The organism is Acinetobacter sp. V102_4, assembly GCF_031799005.1.
GTDB classification, from domain to species: Bacteria; Pseudomonadota; Gammaproteobacteria; order Pseudomonadales; family Moraxellaceae; genus Acinetobacter; species Acinetobacter calcoaceticus.
Genome location: NZ_JAVQNR010000036.1, coordinates 17,908 through 36,681, shown reverse-complemented (window position 1 = coordinate 36,681; position 18,774 = coordinate 17,908). Strand labels below are relative to the sequence as shown.

19 protein-coding genes are annotated in these 18,774 nt (G+C 36.9%); 2 read left to right on the top strand and 17 right to left on the bottom strand.

Annotated features, from left to right (window positions below; translation table 11 throughout):
* Positions 1-32: 32 nt before the first annotated feature.
* The 12 genes from RMB13_RS08035 to RMB13_RS07980 all read right to left on the bottom strand — a co-directional run bounded on the left by RMB13_RS08035 (position 33) and on the right by RMB13_RS07980 (position 12,605).
* A complete protein-coding gene (locus RMB13_RS08035) occupies positions 33-338 on the bottom strand; it encodes a hypothetical protein (RefSeq protein ID WP_311084907.1) in 306 nt (101 codons plus the stop codon).
* A 561-nt stretch (positions 339-899) separates the two neighbouring features.
* Positions 900-2,120 carry a chloride channel protein gene (locus RMB13_RS08030; protein WP_311084906.1) on the bottom strand — a complete coding sequence of 407 codons (1,221 nt, stop codon included), beginning with the start codon at positions 2,118-2,120 and terminating at the stop codon, positions 900-902.
* A gap of 303 nt (positions 2,121-2,423) precedes the next feature.
* Complete coding sequence (locus RMB13_RS08025; protein WP_311084996.1) at positions 2,424-4,142, bottom strand: biotin carboxylase N-terminal domain-containing protein; 1,719 nt, start codon at positions 4,140-4,142, stop codon at positions 2,424-2,426.
* On the bottom strand, positions 4,142-5,725 hold the full coding sequence (locus RMB13_RS08020; protein ID WP_311084905.1) for an urea amidolyase family protein: 1,584 nt from the start codon (positions 5,723-5,725) through the stop codon (positions 4,142-4,144). The genes RMB13_RS08025 and RMB13_RS08020 overlap by 1 nt, the downstream gene beginning before the upstream one ends.
* A 32-nt stretch (positions 5,726-5,757) precedes the next feature.
* Positions 5,758-6,573, bottom strand: coding sequence for a putative hydro-lyase (locus RMB13_RS08015; protein WP_311084904.1), 816 nt, complete (start codon positions 6,571-6,573; stop codon positions 5,758-5,760).
* Positions 6,574-6,575: 2 nt separating this feature from the next.
* Positions 6,576-7,340 (bottom strand): 5-oxoprolinase subunit PxpA, encoded by a 765-nt coding sequence (locus RMB13_RS08010; RefSeq protein ID WP_311084903.1) that lies wholly within the window; start codon positions 7,338-7,340, stop codon positions 6,576-6,578.
* Positions 7,341-7,374: 34 nt separating this feature from the next.
* A complete protein-coding gene (locus RMB13_RS08005) occupies positions 7,375-8,628 on the bottom strand; it encodes an NRAMP family divalent metal transporter (protein ID WP_003650999.1) in 1,254 nt (417 codons plus the stop codon).
* Between the two features lie 342 nt (positions 8,629-8,970).
* On the bottom strand, positions 8,971-9,882 hold the full coding sequence (gene mumR / locus RMB13_RS08000) for a LysR family transcriptional regulator MumR (RefSeq protein ID WP_017390332.1): 912 nt from the start codon (positions 9,880-9,882) through the stop codon (positions 8,971-8,973).
* 95 nt (positions 9,883-9,977) lie between these two features.
* A complete protein-coding gene (locus RMB13_RS07995) occupies positions 9,978-10,922 on the bottom strand; it encodes a DUF4424 family protein (RefSeq protein WP_311084902.1) in 945 nt (314 codons plus the stop codon).
* Between the two features lie 122 nt (positions 10,923-11,044).
* The gene (locus RMB13_RS07990; protein ID WP_005041708.1) at positions 11,045-11,389 is read right to left on the bottom strand and encodes a hypothetical protein; all 345 of its coding nucleotides are present in this window, start codon (positions 11,387-11,389) and stop codon (positions 11,045-11,047) included.
* Between the two features lie 312 nt (positions 11,390-11,701).
* Positions 11,702-12,160: a hypothetical protein gene (locus RMB13_RS07985; protein WP_004642270.1), complete on the bottom strand. Its 459-nt coding sequence runs from the start codon at positions 12,158-12,160 to the stop codon at positions 11,702-11,704.
* A 250-nt stretch (positions 12,161-12,410) separates the two neighbouring features.
* Positions 12,411-12,605 carry a hypothetical protein gene (locus tag RMB13_RS07980; RefSeq protein WP_311084901.1) on the bottom strand — a complete coding sequence of 65 codons (195 nt, stop codon included), beginning with the start codon at positions 12,603-12,605 and terminating at the stop codon, positions 12,411-12,413.
* 522 nt (positions 12,606-13,127) lie between these two features.
* Here RMB13_RS07980 and RMB13_RS07975 point away from each other — a divergent pair.
* Positions 13,128-14,471 (top strand): MFS transporter, encoded by a 1,344-nt coding sequence (locus RMB13_RS07975; RefSeq protein WP_311084899.1) that lies wholly within the window; start codon positions 13,128-13,130, stop codon positions 14,469-14,471.
* A 39-nt stretch (positions 14,472-14,510) separates the two neighbouring features.
* Positions 14,511-15,374: an alpha/beta hydrolase gene (locus tag RMB13_RS07970; RefSeq protein ID WP_311084898.1), complete on the top strand. Its 864-nt coding sequence runs from the start codon at positions 14,511-14,513 to the stop codon at positions 15,372-15,374.
* Positions 15,375-15,471: 97 nt separating this feature from the next.
* On the opposite strand, the gene RMB13_RS07965 is transcribed toward RMB13_RS07970, so the two are convergent.
* From RMB13_RS07965 to RMB13_RS07945, 5 genes are all read right to left on the bottom strand, one after another.
* Positions 15,472-15,789, bottom strand: coding sequence for a hypothetical protein (locus RMB13_RS07965; protein WP_311084897.1), 318 nt, complete (start codon positions 15,787-15,789; stop codon positions 15,472-15,474).
* 160 nt (positions 15,790-15,949) lie between these two features.
* Positions 15,950-16,642 carry a hypothetical protein gene (locus RMB13_RS07960; RefSeq protein WP_311084896.1) on the bottom strand — a complete coding sequence of 231 codons (693 nt, stop codon included), beginning with the start codon at positions 16,640-16,642 and terminating at the stop codon, positions 15,950-15,952.
* A 2-nt stretch (positions 16,643-16,644) separates the two neighbouring features.
* The gene (locus tag RMB13_RS07955; RefSeq protein ID WP_311084895.1) at positions 16,645-17,202 is read right to left on the bottom strand and encodes a hypothetical protein; all 558 of its coding nucleotides are present in this window, start codon (positions 17,200-17,202) and stop codon (positions 16,645-16,647) included.
* Positions 17,203-17,393: 191 nt separating this feature from the next.
* Positions 17,394-18,098, bottom strand: coding sequence for a hypothetical protein (locus RMB13_RS07950; RefSeq protein ID WP_311084894.1), 705 nt, complete (start codon positions 18,096-18,098; stop codon positions 17,394-17,396).
* A 333-nt stretch (positions 18,099-18,431) separates the two neighbouring features.
* Positions 18,432-18,767, bottom strand: coding sequence for a hypothetical protein (locus RMB13_RS07945; RefSeq protein WP_198078074.1), 336 nt, complete (start codon positions 18,765-18,767; stop codon positions 18,432-18,434).
* Positions 18,768-18,774: the final 7 nt, after the last annotated feature.

Here is an 18,774-nt window from a genome sequence, read left to right as displayed (position 1 = left end):
TAAAATAATAACTTACTTATCACAATGTTAATTTAGAAAACCTTATTACGAATACTCCACACTACAATAACTAGTAGCAATGTTAATAAAGTTGAAGACATACCTGCCACAAAAAATAAATCTACTGCTCGCCAATTTAATGATATCCTTCCATCCACAAAAAATTGGACATATCTTCCTTTAAAATAAAGTAGTAATAAAAATCCTAACCAAACAATTATAAATGTTGAAATAAAAGATAAGGCAGCCAAATGCCGAATCTTCCATTCAGTTTTAGCTATAAAATATCCAATGATATGTGAAATTATAAAAAAAATAGCGAAACCCAATATAGACATAGCACCCTCTTTAAGATTATTTTTATATCAACTACTTATCTATTATTTAAAACTATTATTCTTCGGATGAAATCCCAAAAAACTTGATCCAACCACCCATCCCAATAAATATACAAACTTACCTAGCTCTATTGCTCTACCACTAATGATATACCACAATATCAATCCTCCTGTTAAAATTAGAGAGAATAAAATAAAGAACAAAATAACTGAAAGAAAAAGAACAAAATATTTATTTAAAAATTTATCAACAACAGATATAAAAATAGATAAGGACTTCTGAATTAAAAATATAGTGTATCGCCCAACAAGTACACCCACAAAAAACGTAAGTATTAGAATAAATATTGACACAGTTTAAGTTATTCCTTTTTTTAATATTAAAACAATTTTCTATTTCTCATTATAGTTCCCAACAAGAGATAGAACTTCATTTCTTTTCATTTGCTTATCAGTTTTTATTAAGCATTTAATATGCCAATTTTTATTATTGTTATTAAAAAAGAAGATTTAATAGGAGCTAAGCAACCTAAAACTACTCAACTCCTTAGAAAGGCTGAATCAATCCATCAGCTTTTTACGGCGATACAACCCACAATTTCCAGAAAATAGCGCTGCCAACAAACAAGTAATAATGGCATAAGTCGCAACATTCATTCCAAATAGCTCAACTGCTAAAATAATAGACGTCAACGGTGCCTTACTCGCTCCTGAAAACAGACTCACCAAGCCTAAGCCTGCAAGCAATGAAATTGGCAAGTTTAAAACTGCCCCTAAAGCATTACCTAATGTCGCACCCACATAAAATAATGGCGTAATTTCACCACCTTTAAAACCAGAACCTAAAGTGATGGCAGTAAAAATGGTCTTGTTGAAAAAGTCGTAAAATTCAATCGGCACATAAAAAGATGAAATGATTTTATCTGTACCCAAACCATTGTATTGTTGATGCGCAGTGAACAAAGTAAGTAGCATAATCACAATACCGCCCACCATCGTTCTTAATGGCAAATAGTGAATATATTTGTAAAAGACGTCACTGGCAAAATGAATTGCGGCAATAAAGAAACGTGCAATCAAACCAAAGATTAGCCCTGCCACAATTAAGTTCATGAGCGTGCCGAAATGAATAGGCGGAAACTCACTAATCACATAAAAAATGTGTGGGTGAACGATATCGAATAGTTCAGGAATGGTCGATGCAACAAGAGCAGACACAAAACATGGAAAAATGGCTGAATATCTTAAATTACCTAAAGCAGTAATTTCCAAGCCATAAATTGCACCAGCCAAAGGCAAACCAAATACCCCAGCAAAGCCCGCACCAATACTGGCGATTAAACAAATTTTTCGGTTATCTTCCGAGACTTTTAAAATATGGCTCAAGTGATCAATTAAAGCACCTGAAAGCTGAACGGCTGGTGCTTCACGCCCTGCCGAACCACCAAACAACTGCGTTAAAATTGAGGTGATAAAAATGATGGGGCTCATTCTTTTCGGAATGAACGACTTCGGTTGGTGAATTTCATCAATCAGTAAATGAGTTCCCCGTTCAATCGGTGAACCATATTTTTTGATGAGATAACCTATACCAAAACCTACAAAAGGCAAAAAGTAGATGAGCCAATGATGCAGACTTCTGACTTTATTTGAAATATCAAAAGCCACAAAAATTAAAGTCGAGGCCAGACCTGCGACGACTCCAATCACAATTGATATGGCGAGCCAATAGACACTGTATTTTAGAATTTGATCATATTCAGATGAAGGTAGAATTTTCATTCGCGTTCTTCAATTAGCCTTTAAAATGGATGATAAATTCTCAATTTTTTTATGCAGCCAGCTCATTAAGTGAGAAATGCTTGAACTGGTCTAAAAATTAAAGCTCGCATAAGGCGAGCTTTCAATACAGTGATTAATTTTGATATCACCAAAGTGCGGGAAATATCTCATAACCTATTCTGGCTTTCAAGTTGAAAATAGTTAACGAGTACTGTGAAAATAGCTAACTGAGTTAATAAATAAGCATTCGATTTGACCCGATCAAACAAGCAACACAATCAGGCCAAATCATTTATTCAAATCTTAATTAATGCGACCAATAATGGTTTCTGCATGGCAGGTCGCGCCCTTCTCTGCCTCAATCTGAATAACACCACCGCGGTGTGCAAGTACCTGAACTTCCATTTTCATGGCTTCCATAATTGCGACCACTTGCCCTTCTGTCACTTGCTCTCCATTTTCGACTTTCCAAGCGCTAATCACACCATTAATTGGAGCAACTAAATGCTCAGCACTCACTTCTGGCTCGTTAGTCTGCGCTTGAGTTGCCGTTGCTGGACCTTGTGCAAACATGCCCGCTGGTAAACCTAAACGGTGTAACTTGCCATCAATTTCAATGTAGCTAAGCAGCATTGGTTGTTGATGGTTTGGAATACCACGTTTGGTCGGCTTTAACTCTTGTTTAAAGTCATTTTCAATCCAACGCGTGTGTACATGAAACTCATCTGTAAAGTCAGGTTCATTGAGTACCGCACGGTGAAAGTCTAAAACCGAAGCTACACCTTCAATTTTAAATTGTTTTAAAGCACGTTTAGCGCGAGCAATTGCAACTTCACGAGTTGGACCAGTCACAATCAGTTTTGCCATGAGCGAGTCGAAATGGCTCGAAACTAATGAGCCAGTGCGAACGCCTGTGTCGACTCGCACACCGTTACCAAATGGCGCTTCAAATAAACTCAACACACCAAACGCAGGAATAAACCCACGTGCTGGGTCTTCGGCATTAATACGAAACTCAATCGCATGGCCTTGGGCTTTTGGTGTTTCTTTAATGGAAAGCGCTTGACCCTGAGCGACACGAATTTGCTCAACCACCAAATCAACTTTTGAGGTTTCTTCAGTAACTGGGTGCTCAACTTGCAAACGGGTATTTACTTCTAAGAATGAAAGCTTGCCGTCACGACTCAGTAAATATTCAACTGTTCCTGCACCCACATAATTCGCAGCCTGACAAATGTCTTTTGCCGAGGTTAAAATTTGTTGATAAATCTCGTCGCTAATAAATGGTGCTGGTGCTTCTTCGACTAACTTTTGGTTACGGCGTTGCAATGAACAATCACGTGTACCAAGCACCACAATGTTGCCATGTTGGTCAGCAATCACTTGCGCTTCTACATGGCGCGGTTTATCTAGATATTGCTCGACAAAACATTCACCACGACCAAAGGCAGCTTTTGCCTCTCGTACTGCCGACTCATAAAGCTCTTTTACTTCTTCGAGTTTCCACGCGACTTTTAAACCACGGCCACCGCCACCAAATGCAGCTTTAATGGCAATTGGTAAACCAAATTGTTTGGCAAACTCTAAAGCTTCATCTGCATTGTTAAGTGGGTCTTGTGTACCTTGAACCAACGGCGCACCGACTGAAGCAGCAATTTTACGTGCTTCGATTTTATCGCCTAGTTTTTCAATGGCACTTGGTGATGGCCCTACCCATTTTAAGCCTGCATCAATCACGGCTTGAGCAAATTCGGCACGTTCAGACAAAAAGCCATAACCTGGATGAACCATGGTCGCTTTCGATTTTTTTGCAACTTCGATAATGGCAGGAATATTTAAATAGGTTTCGCTTGCGGTAGCACCAGCCAAGCCCCATGCTTCATCTGCAAGTTCGACATGCATGCTGCCAATGTCGTCATCTGCATATAACGCGACCGATGAAATTCCCATGTCACGACAAGCATGAATAATACGAACGGCGATTTCACCACGGTTAGCAATCAATAATTTTTCTGTATTCATCATTCATTCTCAAAATCTGTAAATTCGGCAATTTTTTTAAATTTGATATGGCAACCTGCTGGTATCTGCGCCACCAAATCCCAATGGTGTTTAGCAACAGCGCCAATGACTGGATATCCGCCCGTTAAAGGGTGATCATTCATAAACAAAACGGGCTGACCGCTCGGTGGAATCTGTAAAGCACCAATGCATGTGCCTTCACTTTCCAGTTCATGGGTAATTTTGCGAGATAAAGGCTGCTCACCTGAAAGTCTTAGGCCGACTCGGTTGCTCTCATTGGTCACCAACCATTCTTGCTGACACAGCAGTTCAATACTGTCTTGCTCAAACCAGTCTGTGCGTGGTCCCATCACAATTTCTAGCTCAACTACTTCGCCAACTTTTGGCAAATCGAACTTGCCCACTTCATTTACACTAATGTTGGCGGCCTTAACCTGCCCTTGGTAAATGGTATCTCCAAGCTTTAAAGGCTCTGGCCCTAACACCGCTAAGCTGTCAAACGAAGTACTATTGAGTACTGGTTCAACGTCTATACCACCACGAACTGCCAAATAGTTTCTTAAACCTGCTGTTGGTGGCTGAATTTGAAATTCATCGCCTTCATCCAAATCAATCGGTTGGCAGCTGACAAAGTCTGCGGTTTGACCATTGGCAAATTTCACTCGAATGTTTGAAATAGCACCTGCAACCGCAATAACGCCAGCATGCTGCATTTTGGCTTTTAAGCCACCATTTAAAACTTCAATGACAGGTGTATCGGTTGGGTTACCCACAATACGGTTAGCACTATGCATGGAAGATAAGTCCATTGCACCTGCGACTCCGACACCAATATTGGTCTGGTTTAAACGCCCTTCGTCTTGAATGAGCATCTGTAAACTTGGTGCAGTGATCGTAAACAGTGGCACGGATTGTTTCGGCTCAACCTTACGCGTAATTTGCTGCGGTACAGTCACAGTCGTTGGACTATGCGTAATATCTTCAAAATGTACGGTCATGCCCGGTAAAAGTAGTGCTGGATTTTTGCGCTCTAAATCCCACATTTTTTCTGAGGTAGTCCCAATAAGCTGCCAGCCACCCGGACTGTCTTTTGGGTAAATACCAGAGTATTTTCCAGCCAAGCCCAAAGAACCTGACGGTATTTTTTTGCGCGGAACCGTTAAACGCGGAATATCGGTAAAAGGCCGCTCGGGACTGCTCATATAAGCAAAACCCGGCGCAAAACCAATAAAAGCCACATTCCACACGCTTTCGTGATGTTTTCTAATCACATCAGCCACAGACAAACCTTGTAACTCAGCAACCTGCGCAAGGTCTTCGCCATCATAACGAATCGGTACAATCACTTCTTGTCCGCTACGCTCAAACCCTGAATCAACTTTGAGGCTCTGAATTGAAGCAACCAGCGTTTTAAAATTGGTTTCGATCTCGTTGAAAAAAACCAAAATTGTTTTTGCAGCGGGGACTAAGTCTTTAATTCCATTCAATTGCGTATTTTGCAATTTATTGTACAACACCAAAGTTTCTTCTAAGCTCGCGAGCTCAATCAGAAAACAATCGGCGTTTACCGATAAAAAACGCATTTGCTTATCCTTTTAATTCTTCTTTAGTCCAATTAGCCAATCCAAGCACGGTCAGGAATGTCGGTAATAAACATGTGACCCGGTGCATGACTAATGGCAAAAGGAATTTTCGAGTTCATAACGGCTGCTTGCGGTGTTACCCCACAAGCCCAAAACACTGGAATTTCACCCGCTTCAATGCGAGAAGCATCACCAAAGTCAGGCTTGTTTACATCCGAAATTCCTAAGCTTTCAGGGTGACCAATATGTACAGGTGCGCCATGTACGCTTGGCATACGTGATGTAATTTTTACAGCTTCACTAATTTGATGCGATGGAATTGGTCGCATGGAAACCACCATATTTCCTGAAATACGCCCTGCTGGCTGGCACTGAATATTGCTCAGATACATCGGCACATTGGTGTCATCATGAATATGGCGAACTTCAATACCCGCTTCTTGCAAAGCCGTTTCAAATGAAAAACTGCAACCAATTAAAAACGTCACCAAATCAGGATGGGCATTATAAATCTCGCTTGCATCTGTTACTTCATCGACCATTTCGCCATCTTTCCAAACACGATAACGTGGAAAATCGGTGCGGATGTCTGAATCTGCGGCAAGCTTGGTTGCATAGATGCCTTCTTCGAGCACATCAAGCACTGGGCAGCTTTGCGGATTGCGATGTGCGTAAAGAAGGAAATCGTAAGCCCACTCTTTTGGCACTGAAATCATGTTCACCTGAGTCATGCCAGCAGCCATACCTGCTGTTGGTTTATCAAAACCTGCACGGATTTTTAAACGCGCATCTAAAGCGGCTTCAAGCTGAGCTGGGTCGACTTTAATATCCTTATACATTGTGCTCATCCTTATGCTTTGTTTACAAATGGGCGAATTTCAATATTGTTTTTTACAAGCTCGGCTTTAATGGCTGCCGACATTTCTAACGCACCGTCGGTGTCGCCATGTAGGCAAATCGTGTCGGCTTGAATTGGGGTAAATACACCGTCAATTGACTCAACTCCACCATTTTTAAGCATTGAAACCACACGGCCGGCAACAAATGCCGAGTCGTGTAAAACCGCACCTTCTAGACGACGAGACACCAGTGAACCATCGCTGTTATACGCACGGTCTGCAAAAGCCTCGGACACGACTTTTAAACCAGCCGCACGTGCCTGCTCTACTAAATTTGATCCAGCCAAAGCCACCAAAACCAATTCAGGGTTATACATTTTAATCGCGTCAATCACTGCGGCTGCCTGAGCTTGGTCATGTGCAATGGTGTTGTAGAGCGCGCCATGCGGTTTAACGTATTGCACTTTTGAACCTGCTACTTTAGCCAAACCATCGAGTGCAGAAATTTGGTAAAGCACATCGGCAATCAATTCATCACGTGACAAATCCATATTACGGCGGCCAAAGCCAACAAGGTCTGGGTAAGAAACATGCGCGCCAATGGTCACGCCAAGCTCAACTGCTTTACGAACCGTTTTTAAAATACCGAGTGGATCACCTGCATGGAAGCCACAAGCAATGTTAGCACTGGTCACGACAGGTAAAATCTGATCATCATTACCCATTTTCCATGAGCCAAAGCTTTCACCCAAATCACTATTTAAATCTACAAACATGGCATCATTCCTTTATCACTTAACAAAGTCTGGCTTAAAGCTTGGTCAAATAGTTAAACACTGTCGTAAACGACATATAGCCCATCCACCACGTCAACAGACATGTTAATCCACCCAAAATAAGTAACCATTTTGGATAGTTATAATTACCCATTAAATCTTTACGGCACGCAGCAACATACACAAAAATTGTAAGACCAATTGGCAACACTAAACCGTTAAAACCACCCACAAAAATGAGTAGACCTGCTGGAGTTGCGCCCAATAACACATAGAGCAATAAAGCCAATGCGATAAAGGTAATGGTCGTATAGTTATTTTGTTTTGGTGTTAAGTTCTTTTTAAACACGTTAAAGAACGACACTGAAGTATATGCTGCACCAATAGTGCTACTAATACCGGCTGCCCAGAAAATTAAACCAAATAATTTAAAACCAAATGTACCCGCTGCATATTGGAATGCTTGAGCTGCCGGATTAGCATCATGGCTGGCTAAATCAATATTTGCACCACTCACCACTACACCTAAAAATGCTAAAAACAGCACATAGCGCATGATGCCGACAACAATAATGCCCTTGGTTGCAGCTTTAGCGACTTCATCAATATTTTCAGGACCAACCGCACCTTTATCGAGTAAACGGTGTGCGCCTGCATAGCAGATATAGCCACCAACCGTACCGCCCACAATGGTCGTAATAATGGCAAAGTCAATCTGATCTGGAGCAAAGGTTTGATGTACAGCTTGACCCACAGGAGGCATCACAATCACGGCAACAATAATGATCAGGAGAATTTTAAGCAATCCCAACACGATCATGCTTTTATCCATGGCAAGCGTTGCTTTTCTTGAGGCAAAAATCAAAATGGCTAACGCACCACTTAAAATACCGCCCCACTTTGTGTCTAGGCCAAAAAGCGCATTTAGACCTAAAGCCGCACCTGCAATATTACCAATACTAAAGAAAAAACCACCTAGAATGACCAGAAAAGCCAGTAAGTAGCCACTGCCGGGAATTGCTTTATTGGCAATATCCGATGCACGCATTTGAGTGAGTGTAACCACTCGCCAAATATTTTGTTGAACCACATAATCAATCAGAATGGAAACTAAAATGGCAAAGCCAAATGCCGCGCCTAACTTCACTGTAAATACAGCAGTTTGGGTTAAAAAGCCGGGCCCCATTGCAGAGGTCGCCATCATAAAGATTGAGGCAACAATGGCCCATTGGCGATCTGATAAAAAAGAAGATTTCAGTAAAGACATATTAATGCGTTCCTCATCCATTTGAGCTTAACAACGCTATTTGCAAGTTGAACCAAGAACACCATTTCGTTCCCAAACGATATTCTTTAATCCTTTTAAATGACAAAGATTCCCTGTTCCCCAATCAACACAATCGGTGATCAAATCTTGTATCTAAAATAAAAACATAGCTAATACCTACGGACAATAAGACTTTTTACATAAAATAAAAAATACAAATATTTGATTTTAAATGATTTAATGTTTATTAAAAAATCAGGATAAGTTTTACTTATCAAACTTCATAAGCTGCTTTTATGACTTTGCATGCAAGCAGCCTACTTAAAATAAGAAAAAATATTTTATGAAAAATAATAACAGCGCTTATTTTTGGATTTTCTCATTGAGGCTTTTCATGGCACTTTCCGAAACTTTAACCGCAACCTCTGTCAATTTTTCTTTCAAGGCAACGTCATTTCCTTGAATGTAGATCGAGGTGAAATGAAAGGTCTTTAACTGAATGGGTGTATTTAATATTTCCAGTCGACCATCTGTAATTTCTTTTAACGCCGTTAAGGTCGGCACGACAGCAATGCCTAGGCCCTGCTCAGCTAAACGCAATAAAGTTGCCAATGAATAACTGGTAATTGAAAGTGGTTCATCAATCCCTTGCTCTTTCATTCTGGCTTTCAATTCTTTATAGGGATAGGTAATTTTTGGATAAGTTAAAATGGTATGAGACATGAGAGTTTTAAAAGACATTTGAGCCACACAGCCCTTAAATGACGGTGAAGCCAAAAAGCTCAGCTCAAAGTCACACAATGCCTGTTCAATACATTCAAAAGCCAACGTTGGTCCAAGTAAAAAGGCCATGTCTAAGTCCCCTGTCCGCACACCTTCTTGTAAGTTAGGTGTCAGGTCCACCACAATTTCTACTGAAATTTTTGGAAACTCTTGTTGAACCTTTTCGATATATTCGACTAGCCATGTATAGACAATCGTTTCAGAAACGCCTAAACGAATTGTACCAGTCAGGTGCTGGTTTTCAGTGAGTTCAGCCACCAGATCTGTTTCTAGTCGCATAAATTTTTCGGCGTACTTAAACAAAGTTAAGCCTTTGTGCGTTGGTTTAAACTGCCGATAGTTTCGATCTAAGACTTTAAAGCCTAATTCATTTTCAAGAGATGTGATTTTTTGAGATACCGCAGGCTGGGTGGTTTGCAATTTAGTTGCAGCCTTATTGAAGCTATTTAAAGTCACAACCCAATAAAAAGCTTCCAGATTCTTTAAATTCACGTTTCATCCCGCATTAGAAATCCCTCTACTTTTATAGTATGGAATTTCTTAGCGTGATTAGGCTAGCCATTTATTCATTTTTATTTGAGTTTGGCTTATTTCACTCTCACAAAAATAATATCTAGGTCTTTTTTGGGTACAAACTTGGTTTTGGTCATCTGAAATTGAGTTGGACTAATCTTTTTAACTTGTCCATCCCAGCAAAAAGAAACCAGCTCATCTTTATCACGCTCAATGGTTAGCTTAAAGTTTTCAATGGGCTTTGCCCAATTGGCGCCCGTCGTCAAAATATAACCCAAAGCACTAAACGGCGAATTTTCTGCACTGGCCTTTTTTAAGCCCTGCTTAAATTGCTTATCCATACAAAATTGTCGGCTATCTTCCTCTGGATATAAAGCAACAGAACCACCCACCAAAGGTTTATATTCATGGTGAATTTTAGTCAAACTATTGGCTTTAAAGGTTTGCTTCCAACTATAGATCACTTGAGATGACCACGGGATTACATCATCTTTTTTAAAATTAGCTAAAATTTTCTGTATTTGTGGTTTATTACATTGCTTTAGCTTATCTACATAATATTCATAATCATAGTTATTACGTAGCCACGGGTTGAGCATATCTTTTTCACTAAAACCGCATTGCTTAAACTCATCCGTTGCATCAATGAGCGGTGATTTTTCATCTTTTTGAATAAACGTTCTGACATGCATTTCCGGTTTTATATTTTTCCCATCCACCACTATCTTAAAACTTTTTAGAAGTTCTTCTGTATGGGCAAAATCAGACTCAAAGAAATTATCAATGCGCGGTAGCGGAAATAAAATCGTTTCAGTGACCTCTTTATTGCTTAGGTTTTTATAGAGGTAATCGACCTTAATCAGTTTTTTACTAATAAATAGATCTTCGCTTTGCATGGCAATCTGCGAATTTTTAAGATATTGAATTCCACCCGTACCGACATAGCCCGTAGAATCATTGGCTACGCTATAGGTCGATAGTTGAATTAATACAGCAAAAGTCATTACAAGCTTTTTCATTTTAAAGCGCTCTATGTCATTTTCTAATTATGGAGTGTCAATCTAAAGCAAATCATATTATATATTTCACCCACAAAAAACCGTCTAAAGACGGTTTGTTCATACATTTAAAATCTAATTCTTTAATGATAATTTAGTTTCTGCCTTATCATCCTTTTTTGCACACTAATTTTTCCAATAAAATTGGTTAGCCATAAAATGCATTCATCACGATGTTCAAAATGAGGAATCAAACTTAAATCAACTTTTATATCTCTATCTGCCAAAGGCAAACTCAGGCAATATTCAAAATCGATAGAGTTATACTTTAATTTTAAATCTTTTTCTTCGGCCTGCTTTTTGATTTCCGCCATAATTCGATTGAGGTTAACAATCAAGTTGTTTGAAACTTGGTTATTTTCATAAATACGTTCATATACATTTTCAGCAACGTCTATGTATTTAATTAACTCGGCATTTTCATTCATATTATTTATATTCCCCTTTTTTTAAAGATTATGAACAGCTAAATGTTTAATTGCGTTACTTGACACATTGCTTATGTGAAAAACGTATATTTTTCTTTATTAACAAATACACCTAAGGTATTGTTATTTATTATTATTCAGCAGATATCTGCACATTTGTATACATTTAATATTTTCTAAAATCTAAATTTAGACAATATTAAAAGTTAGTTAGGATGAGATTAAGACAAAAAAAACCGCCCCAGAAGGCGGTCGCTGAAGTTAAACCAGCAGTATATAGAAGTGTGGTGGACGGTCACTTCTACATTCTTTTTATGAGGGAGTTTTATTGGTTTTACTAAAATCTTCAGATTTAAAATAATTGATAATCATGTCTGCATGCTCTTCTTTTTGAGGAGCTACAGATACAGGAAATGCATCTTTCGACATCTTAAAACCTGGTGGAAGAAATTGCGAAATTGGTGGCAATTTAGGTTTTCCACCTTCCGTAATTCGTTCAATAAAACCAGCTAACCATAGAAGATACTCTCCTTCATTTGCAAATTTTGGCATGACACTCAAGTCAATTTGAACTTTGCATTCACTTAAAGGTTTGGTTAAGTTCTCTTCAAAATCTATATAGTTGAACTTGAGCTTAAAGTCAGTTCCCTTGATCGCTTTTCGAATCTGACTAATTAAACAGTTAAGATTCTGAGTAATGTCATCAGTGAATAAGCTATCTTTTTTAATATTTTTATAAACCTTTTCGGCTACAGCTAAATACTTTGGCATTAACCTCTCTCCGTACTATTGTTATAAAGTGCTGATCTAAAAATCTTTTATGACTTTGATTATGCTCAAAGAAATGTAAGTAAAGGTAATCTTATAGGTGTGGCTTGTAAGTAATTAGCATCTTATGTAAAGATAGCCTAAAAAACACCTAAAAAAATTATGGTTTTGATAACTCATCCACAAAATGAATGGTTGAATAGAGATAATTAGAAACATTTACTTTCATATTATTTTTTACCAATTGGTAAAATTAATATGTTTTCATCTGTTTATCACGCCGCACCAAACCCAAAACAGATCTACGCACTCTTATTTCTTCTTCAGAAAAAGGCAAGTGTTCTGTGAGTTCGTAAATTGAGAGAGAATTATTTTCGATCAAGAAGCAGTCTTGCTCTGTTGTCCAATTAGCTGTAGTGGATTCAATTTGTTTTAAATAGCGTTTCATATTTCCTAGCAGACTTGTTTGCAATCTCAAGATGCCTGTCTTTAAGACGAGCTTATCCCTTAGATTTTGTGGTGATCTTAAGGCTGAACGCGATTATAGCAGTCAGAAGATGATATGTTCAGTTGATCTTGTCGCTTATCTTCATTGCCTCTACCAAATAGTTTTTTTGATATTTTAAGTGCATAGAGTTTCATTTAGTAAATTTAGTTAAAAGTGCAAGAACCAAGAAGACCGCTAAAATAATAAAAACAATGAGCATAATTAAATTCTAATAAAAGTATTGTGAAAATTATAAATGATGAAATCAAAAAACCTACCTTTAGATAAACTTCCGTCTAACTCCAATGATGAGATCTAGTGAATATTCGGAATTACTGGATATAGATACGGATGAAATGGATATTTTTCATCATTGATAAAAATAAGAATAAATCTTGAACACGTACGAATATCCAAAACTTATGGAGCATGCCAAACCTTCTTTGTTTCACAATAATTTTAAAATCAATTTCAAGGATGTATATGAATAAAATAGATGTGAATACTATCGTAGATAGAGAAAAATTATCTCCCCTCCAATGGGTTGTCTTTGTTTTAGGTTTTTTAGTATTTTTCTGTGATGGTCTAGATACTGGAATCATAGGTTTTATAGCACCATCTTTATTAGATGAGTGGCAAATTTCAAAGGCCGAATTGGCTCCTGTATTTGGAGCAGCTTTAGTAGGTATGAGTATTGGAGCTTTAATATCAGGTGTTTTTGCTGATCAATTTGGTCGAAAGAAAATAATGATTATCAGCATGTTAATCATATCTGTATTTACGATAATCTCGGCTTATTCGACAAATACAAGAGAACTCATTATCTATAGATTTATAACTGGGCTTGGATTAGGTGCTACTATGCCTAACGTAAGTACAATCGTTTCAGAATACATGCCTAAAAAGCATAGAGCCTTTCTTACAGGTTTAGCTGGTTGTGGATTTCTAATGGGAGTATCATCTGGAGGTTTTCTTTCGGCCTATTTATTAAAAATTTTTAGTTGGTCTGAATTGTTAATTATTATTGGCTTAATACCTGCCGTACTTACCTTTATATTAATTTTTAAACTCCCAGAATCCACACAGTTCCTTATTATTAATAATCAAAAGAAAAAAGCACTTTCAATTTTAGAAAAGATACATGGTAAAAAAATTGAAAAAGAACTTGTCTTATTATCAGTCGAAGAAAAATTTATTGAGCAGAATAATCCACTTAAGGATATTTTTAGCAAATATTTATTCGGTTCATTAATGTTATGGCTCTGCTCCTTTATGAGCTTATTAGTGTTTTATCTTTTTACTAGTTGGATGCCTACTATTTTAAAGACAGTTGGTTTTGATCTACAACAATTAAGTCTAATGTCTACGTTATTCCCGTTCGGTGGAGTAATTGGAGCCATAATCATGTGTAGATTTATGGATAGATTAAATCCAACTAAAGTGATTACTTTTTCGTATTTCTCAGCATTTTTGTTGTTCATTCTTCTCAGTTTTACCCATACCAACATCACCCTATTTTCAATTCTGATCTTTATGATTGGAGGTTTATTAGCTGGCGCCCAAACCGCATTGTTTCCTTTAGCTACTCTCTTTTATCCTACGAACTGTAGAGGGTCTGGTGTTTCTTGGATGCATGGAATAAGCCGTATTGGTGCAATTTTAGGATCATTATTAGGCTCGTTAATTTTTACTTTGAAGTTAGATCTAAGTTCAATTTTCTTAAGTTTAGCAATACCTACCCTTATTGCTTTTATTTGTTTGGCACTTAAATGGTATCGAGAACTAAATATCTCTAAGCAAAAATTTAAGGTCATCAGTACTGATTGATCACTACTCTCTATTAAGTTAAATGTTATTGAGGTTTATATGGCAGATCTATTTTTTTCTAATCTTCAAGAAAGAGAAATTCAGTACAACGCGCGAAATTCCGTAGCAGATTTTGATTCTTGTATGAAGGAATATGCACGACTTGCACAGAAGTCCAAAGACTCTATTACAGGCTTATATAATTTACATTATGGCTTAGCTAAAAGAGAAACCTTAGATATCTTTCCAGTAAAGAGGCAGCCCTCTCCGATTTTTATCTATATTCATGGTGGATATTGGCGTGCACAAAGTAAAGATGATGCCTGCTCTATGGCGGAAAATTTTGTCACACATGGAATAGCCGTATCTACAATTGAATATAGTCTTTGCCCTCATGCATCACTTTTTGAAATTGTACGAGAAGTAAGATCATCGATTGCTTGGATCTATCATAATGCTAAAGCCTATGGCATAGATCCTGAGCAAATATATATAGGGGGTAGTTCTGCTGGGGGGTATTTAGTTGCTATGCTTTGGAGTGATCGTTGGCAAGAAGAATTTAACTTGCCCAAAAATGTCATTAAGGGCGCTCTTGGCTTAAGTGGCCTGTATAATTTATTACCTTTATGCGATACCACTATTAATGGATGGCTTAAACTCACTCCAAATCAGGCAACAGAACTGAGTCCTTATGAGAATTTACCACTACCAGAAAACTCTGCTCCACTCCTACTTAGTGTAGGTGAGTTAGAGACGCAAGGTTTCCATAATCAAACAGATTTTTTCTACTCTATTTGCAAAGAAAAGGGTTTAAACGTTTCATTAGTAAAAGACCATGGACATAATCATTTTGATATTGTGAATACTCTTGCTGACAAAAATAGTGTGTTATTTAAAAATATGTTGGAACTTATTCATAAATAATATCTGAGCCATTTGATATTCTGCTTGTGCTTCGTCAATTCTTATAGAGTTATGCCAAAGCATTAAAAAAGCCCACTTACTGTGGGCTTCTGAATGGTTATTGTGCGGCATTTAACCCAACAATAAACTGACTACAATTAGAACCTTCAGATGCATTACCTAATTGCTTTTCAGAGAATTTGAATTTAGAGGCAACTGACTCATAATCTTTTTTAAGGCTTTGTCCTGTTAGCTCACCTAGCTCTTTTACTTGTTCAGGATTCAATATCCCATGCTCAACCGCTTGGTTTACCATTACACATGCTGTGGTCATCGCGTCATAACGTGCAGCAGTTTTAGAGTAGCCTAGAGCGCCGATTACTCCACCAACAATTAAGCCAATAATTACCGCTAAAGTTACGTGCATTTTATTCATTTTTTAAATACCTAAAAATCTAACCATAAAGAGGAGCACTTCAAAAGGTTGTGCTCAAGTCCAATTAGGATAAATGCATTTATCTGATATCAAAAGTTAGAATCTGTCAGACTTATTGATAGATAAAGTGAAATTTGCAGCCTCCATTAAAAGAGAAATATCATATCTTCCTACTTCGTTTTTGTTTTTTGCTTGATACTTTTATAGGAATAGTCACCTTGCCCGTTCCTAATCCGCGGAAAAAATAATTAATGATATATAGGAATAAAAGACCAAAATAAAAAATCGGAAAAATACTAAATAAGCTGACTGCTATTTCCCAGAACATAACCCCCACTCTATAGTTATAACTAAATGCTATAAGTCCACCTTTACGTCTAGGCCTGTGCTGAGAAATATCATCATCAATAAAGTGAAAAATTCCCATAATCAAACATATTGCGAATGTACTTGAGACTAAAGTCTTTTTAATTAGAGGATTTTCTAACCAAGGATATTTTTTTGAAGATTCAAATTCGGCTTTGAAAAGGAATTTATAAATTTCTTCTTGATAGACTTTATTAATTCCATATTCTTTAATAAAAAAATAACATACTGTACAGCCTAGAAAGAACATGACTATGGTTATGTAAATGCTATAAAGAATCGTAAAAAACGGTAATGGGCCTTTCGTACCAATAGTCACATGCATAATTTGTGTGATGTATTGATATAGCTCGTACTGCCATTCGTTTTTAGGATAGGCAGGAAATACAAATAAAGGAATAATAAAAAGAATGGAACATATAGCTATACTTCCTTTGTTCTCTTTACTTTTCAGTGCAATAGTAGACAGAAAGTTTTTAGAGGCCATATCTATATCTTACAATTTGGAATCATGTGTTTAGCTTTATAAAACTCGTCAAAAGCCTTCATGTCACCTAACCATGGGGTTATAGTTTCTAGATAAATTTGATTGATATTTTTTAATGCCACTAGCCTTGGTGAAGAATAATTTTGTTGCTGAATTTTTTGATTATATTGTTGTACAAACATAAGCTTTAAGCATAATCCTCGAATAGCATCTTTATCAAAAGAGGGATAGTCTGAATATTTATTCAGAATATAGTTCATTTCTGTATGTCTATTATTCCAACTATAAAATAGATTCAAAACCTTTAAATCTTTAATATATATCTCATCATTAAGAGGGCTTAATTCTAGTCCTCGTTTTAAAATAAGACTATGAATTTCACTATCCTCAGCTAGATCTAACCAAAAGAAGGAAGATAAAATTTCTTCGCCAATTTGAACTCTATTTCTTTCTGTATGCTTAGGATATAGAATAAAAAAATAATATAATCCCAGAAAAATTATAAAGAATAATATAAGAGAAAGTAATCTCCAGGAATTAGTACCTTTTATAATATTCATAACAATCCATTCATTTTATTTAATATCTTGTGAGGCAACTTTACTTCTTGTTTTAGATGAAATCAAAAATTAATGAAAAAATTTCCTTGAAAGAAATATGTGCTCATCCTTTTTAAATTTCTTTGTTTGTGCCCTTTCCTGTTCAAAAGAGCACTTTTTTGAAAGTAGCTTGTTAAGATATTCCTAAACCATCAAGGTAAAAAAGCATTTGTTAGGAATACAAATCCGACAGAGAAAAATGCATTATCGTGATGAGAAATTTCATTGCCATAACTTGCATCTAACTGAACAAAGTCTTTATAGACCATGTATCGAAAACCTGTTTGGTAAAAGGAGTCGTTTCGGTCATTACCATATACTTCGGCAGTGAGCGTTAATGGATGAGTAAGTTGTGTTTCGGTTCCAATTCCCCACGTGGTCTGGTTTTTATGTGTGGTATTTTCACGTAACCAACCGAGGTTGGTATGGATTAAAAATTTATCATCGAAAGTAGAAATACTTAATGGAACATTGACCGTCCAATCTTTCTTAGAAGAATCTTTAGTATTTATTTGAGTGCCAAAAGAGAAACCAACTCCCCAATCATTGGTTTCTAAAGGCTTTAATAAGGTTTTACCTTGTAAGGTTGCATAGCTGACGTGCTCAGTCTCATCGTTTACTCTTCCCAGCCCTACAGCAAATTCAAAATTACCACCAAAATTACAGGCAGGCATTACCCAATATTCTTTGTTTTCAGGATTATGCTGCATCCACGTTTCGAGTTGACAGGTTTTTGGTGAAACAAGAGCTGCATCGTCAACAACCATAGGTCGTCCACTATGGCTAGCATTAGATAAAGCCAATAAACAGAAACCAAAAATAAGTGAGCGTTTCTTTAAAGTAAATACCACTGGCATCACTCCCATAAGTTATGGAGCATATGCGAGTACTGCAACCCGTCATGATTAAATCATGGGCTAATAATAGAAATGAAAAGATGAAAATAAAAAACCTCTTCTTGCATCCACAAAAAGAGGTCTGTCAGGACTTCAGTGGATACTTAGACTATTACCGATCGACTATCGTCACTCGAGCAAGTACTCACATTGAAGCTCCTAAAAATTAGTTGGGCGGATTCTAAAATTACCTTTGTTAAATATCAAGTTAAAATTTCATGACAATCTAAGTTATAAAACATTCAGTTATACTCTTCTATTAAAAATAATTGATTACTAGAGTCCTGATATGCTCTAAAGATAAATATTCAATTCTGTCTCTTTTTCTAATGCCATTTCAAGTAAAGACTTCAGAATAAATAAATACTCAATATCTGGATAATCACTTATATATTGATTTGTAGTACTAAGTACATCTTTCAAAACTTCTTGACCAGTAATTTTCTCATCCTCACCTGTGCTAATCATTAATCCAAACTTATTATTTAAGTCATCAAAATAACCTATATCCCATAAGGTATTAATCTTATCTTCTTCTAAAGGGACTATTGTCATAGTATTTGGGTCATCTTCACCATAATCGTGTTTTTTAACGGCTTCTTGATCATGTGGAACAATTAAACATATCATTTTTTAA